This window comes from Candidatus Margulisiibacteriota bacterium (genome assembly GCA_003242895.1).
Classification (GTDB): Bacteria; Margulisbacteria; Riflemargulisbacteria; order GWF2-39-127; family GWF2-39-127; genus GWF2-39-127.
Genome location: QKMY01000030.1, coordinates 1 through 3,871 on the forward strand (window position 1 = coordinate 1; position 3,871 = coordinate 3,871).

Here is a 3,871-nt window from a genome sequence, read left to right on the forward strand (position 1 = left end):
TTATCCATTAGGTTGTTTTAATTATGGAAAGTATCTTTTCAGGTTGGGTTATCTTGAGAAAATGCAGGACGTTTTAGTTGCTTTATTTTAGGATATTACAATATGAATCATCTTGCTTTTATCAAGGGGAGAGAACCAATCGATTTAAGTCGAGATCTAAAGCTTGCTATAGGCGAATATGCGCCAGGTAATCAAGTGATAGCTTCGAAACTTCTATTTAATATAGATGGTATAAAAGTTTTAAAAGACAAAAAAATCCCAGAAATTAATTATGCTATCTGCCTTCATTGTAATAGATTTTATAAGGATAAAGATATTCCTGAATCAAAGATCTGTTGTGCGGATACATTAGAAATAAAGCAATATCTCACGCCTGAATATGGATTTATTTGTAATAAGGTGCCAGAAAAAGCCTTAGGACGATTACCTAATAGAGATAGAGTAGTAGATATAGAAACTTTTGCAGGTCCCTACGACATGCAGTTTAAACCTTTCATTTTAGGATTTCATAAATATTTAGAGTCTCAAGGAAGTATCGCATATATTAATACTAATAAAAAATTTGGATATCATTTTGATAAAAACACTGGCGAATCAAAAAATGTAAAAATAAAATCAAATTTGCATTTAGGATATGATTTTGCAACAGATATATTAGCTCTATTACCTAGCGATATTGTTTCACAGTTTAATATTTATAATCTTCAAAATAAATATTGGCCCAAGGATATTTTTGATGGTGATGAGAATAAAGCCTTTTGGTATTCAATAATTTTTGGAATTATTAATACAGCTTGTGAATACTTAGACCTTGATGATCGAGCACTAAATGGTCTCGTAACTCGTATTAATGGCAAGGATACTTTAATCATTTATGATACGGTTCCTGGTGGTGCAGGATTTTCACGACGTGTTCATGATAATTTCTCGGGGATAATAAATAGTATAGTAAATAAAATGGAAAAATGTAGTTGCGACAGCAGTTGCTATAACTGTTTGCGGGGGTATAGTAACCAGAAACATCATTATCGATTAAATAGGTTAGCAGTAATTGATTATTTTAATGCTGTTCTTGGTAAAGAATAGGTATATTAAGGCCAGTAGTGTTTTAATAAGTTGCACATATATAGACAATAAATAATATTACGAAAATAGTGAACCAAAGGAGCAATAATATGGCATCAAATAAACAAGTCGGATGGTTTTTGGTTATTGCTAAAATTATAGACTGGGTTGGAAAGGCAAGCCTGAGAATTGCTAGAGGGAAATAAATTACGATTAATGGGCATTATTAGCTTATGCCTTATAAAAAAGAAAGTGAGAATATTGAATGGTCCATGAACATAACTTGGTTGATGAAAAAGAATTAGATAATGCTGGTAAATTAGGGTATATGAGTTTAATGGTCGGTGAGTATACGAATTATGATGTAAAAAATAATGGTTTAAATAATGGTATTGTTGTACTTGCTATGACGATGTTTCTGCGTCCTGAAGAATTTTCCAAGAAAGAAGTATCTTTTGTAAGAAATGAAATTAGAAAATATTCTGAGACAGGGGGATTCAGCTGGAGTTTGGGATTTGATACCGAACCGCCAGATGGCGGACCTAGTTTTTTCGATTTTACTAGTTTGAATTAAATTCTAAATAAAGGATAATTCAGTCATTTCAGGATATATTGAAAATAAATTATAAATATTTCCCCAAAGTAAACCATAAGTTTACTTTGGGGATGGCTATGAATAATCGTATGCTGAATATTTGTTGTGATAATTTTTAATATCAAACAATACCTGACCTGACAGTGATCAATGATAGAAATGTATATACATGCCAATAAGTATATGCATTTCTATCGAAAACAAAAAATAGTAATGTGCACAAAATGCACTTTACTAATGAAGGAAATGTTTGTTATATAGTTCTAGTCGTAATATATTTGTCCAGTTTATTTGATAAAAAACTGGACATTTTGATGTTTATTAAGCAATATTCAATTGTATGAAAATCTCTAAATTAATTGCAAATACAATAGATAGGCTGCCAAAAGGCTATGTGTTCACCTATAATGATTTTATAGGTGAGTTGGATAAGGTGGAATCCCTCATTTAAACATTGAATCGCATGAATCTTAAGATAAGTAGTAGTATTCGTGTGCAAAGCATTAACTGAGTTTTAAAGAAAACAATACAATACGGACATTTACGGACATTTTTGCGGGCATCGACATCGTATCCTTTAATATAGAAATTGATTTCGTAAAAATTATTCGATCATGATATGATTAAACCTATTATGAAAGAACTCGAAAACATTGATAACGGCGAAGTACATATTTACCAGTCTCCAGAAGGCGACAGTGCAGTTGATGTTGTTCTGAAGGATCAGACTGTATGGCTTTCTCAGGATCAGATGTCGAAACTTTTTGAAAAAGCCAAATCTACTATTAACGAGCATATTAAGAACATATATAAAGAGAAAGAGCTATCAGAAGATCAAACCATGAGAAAATTCGGAAATTCCGAATATTCTACAAAACCGACTAATTTCTATAATCTCGACGTAATAATTTCTGTCGGCTATAGAGTGAAGTCTTTACGTGGCACCCAGTTCCGTATATGGGCAAACAAAGTTTTAAACGAATACCTGACAAAAGGTTATGTTATTAATGAACAACGTCTGAAGAAGCAGACAGAAAAAATACGTGAACTTGAGTCAACTATTCATATACTTTCTACTGTCATTGAAAACAAAGAACTCGGACAACCGGAAGCAGTTGGATTACTCAAGGTTATAACGGATTACACCTATGCGCTTGATCTGCTAGATCAGTATGATTATCAAGTATTAGAAATCAAAGATACAAATATTAATGAAATATTTAAGATCACATATGATGAGGCGATGGCTGCAATAAGGGAGCTTGGTCACCAATTTCGCACATATGATCATTCAACTTTTTTCGGTACAGAAAAGGATGATTCATTTAAAGGGTCTCTTTATAACATATACCAAACCTATGCTGAACAAGAACTTTATCCTAGCATAGAAGAAAAAGCAGCGCATTTGTTATATTTTGTGATTAAGAACCACTCGTTTATTGACGGCAACAAACGTATTGGTGCTTTTCTTTTTATCTGGTTTCTTGAGCGTAACGAGTACCTTTATAACCAAGAGGGTAAAAAACGAATAGAAGATAATGCACTTGTTGCAATATGCCTGATGGTGGCCGAAAGCAGACCCGATGAAAAAGATACCATCACTAAGCTTATCGTTAACCTGATTAATCGTCATAATCCGTAAGATTGTAGCTGATATTACTTTTCATACTTTATCTTATGGGTATTTGTGGGTGTAATTACGGGTATCAGAGACTTAAACTTACAAAGATATCAAGAAATATATGTCCATATTTATTAATTTATTGGATATAAGCTTATTCTGTTGACCAAATTAATTTATAATTATCATAATATGCTAATGTAAAATTCTGGGTACACTTTGGGTACACTTTCGATAAAAAGTGCTAAAAAACGGCTAAATCTGGATAAGTACCAATTCGGATGTAAGCCAATAACAGCATGCTCTGGAGCGATTTGGACAAGTTTGGCAAAAGTATCTTAAAGCGCTTCCCAAGCTGAGGGTCGCGAGTTCGAATCTCGTTTCCCGCTCCAATATGTTTTTTTCGGCAACACCAAAATGCCGTATAAATTGAATAAAAAGATAGCGGGGTTTTTGCCCCGCTTTTTCTTTTTGTGTTCGACTGTTTCATAATAGTTATGGCAAAATAAAACTGAGCCATGGGGCCATGTAAAATTGAGCCACTTGGACATAGCTTGAATGGCTCAGTTTTTATTTATATGAGAATCATT

The 3,871-nt window shown here is 32.8% G+C and carries 4 protein-coding genes; 3 read left to right on the top strand and 1 reads right to left on the bottom strand.

All coding sequences use genetic code 11. The features are described from left to right. Positions 1-102: 102 nt before the first annotated feature. The 3 genes from DKM50_04335 to DKM50_04345 all read left to right on the top strand — a co-directional run bounded on the left by DKM50_04335 (position 103) and on the right by DKM50_04345 (position 3,302). Complete coding sequence (locus tag DKM50_04335) at positions 103-1,086, top strand: hypothetical protein (GenBank protein ID PZM82109.1); 984 nt, start codon at positions 103-105, stop codon at positions 1,084-1,086. A gap of 244 nt (positions 1,087-1,330) precedes the next feature. After that, positions 1,331-1,639: a hypothetical protein gene (locus DKM50_04340; protein ID PZM82110.1), complete on the top strand. Its 309-nt coding sequence runs from the start codon at positions 1,331-1,333 to the stop codon at positions 1,637-1,639. A gap of 673 nt (positions 1,640-2,312) precedes the next feature. Then, positions 2,313-3,302, top strand: a complete 990-nt coding sequence (locus DKM50_04345; GenBank protein PZM82112.1) for a cytochrome C biogenesis protein CycH — start codon at positions 2,313-2,315, stop codon at positions 3,300-3,302. Between the two features lie 223 nt (positions 3,303-3,525). Here DKM50_04345 and DKM50_04350 read toward each other — a convergent pair whose 3' ends face one another. Then, the gene (locus DKM50_04350; protein ID PZM82111.1) at positions 3,526-3,801 is read right to left on the bottom strand and encodes a hypothetical protein; all 276 of its coding nucleotides are present in this window, start codon (positions 3,799-3,801) and stop codon (positions 3,526-3,528) included. Positions 3,802-3,871: the final 70 nt, after the last annotated feature.

Coding starts and splice junctions, on each gene's coding strand:
- DKM50_04350 (PZM82111.1), bottom strand. CDS start 3,801: ATGGCTCAGTTTTATTTTGCCATAACTATTATGAAACAGTCGAACACA.
- DKM50_04335 (PZM82109.1), top strand. CDS start 103: ATGAATCATCTTGCTTTTATCAAGGGGAGAGAACCAATCGATTTAAGT.
- DKM50_04340 (PZM82110.1), top strand. CDS start 1,331: ATGGTCCATGAACATAACTTGGTTGATGAAAAAGAATTAGATAATGCT.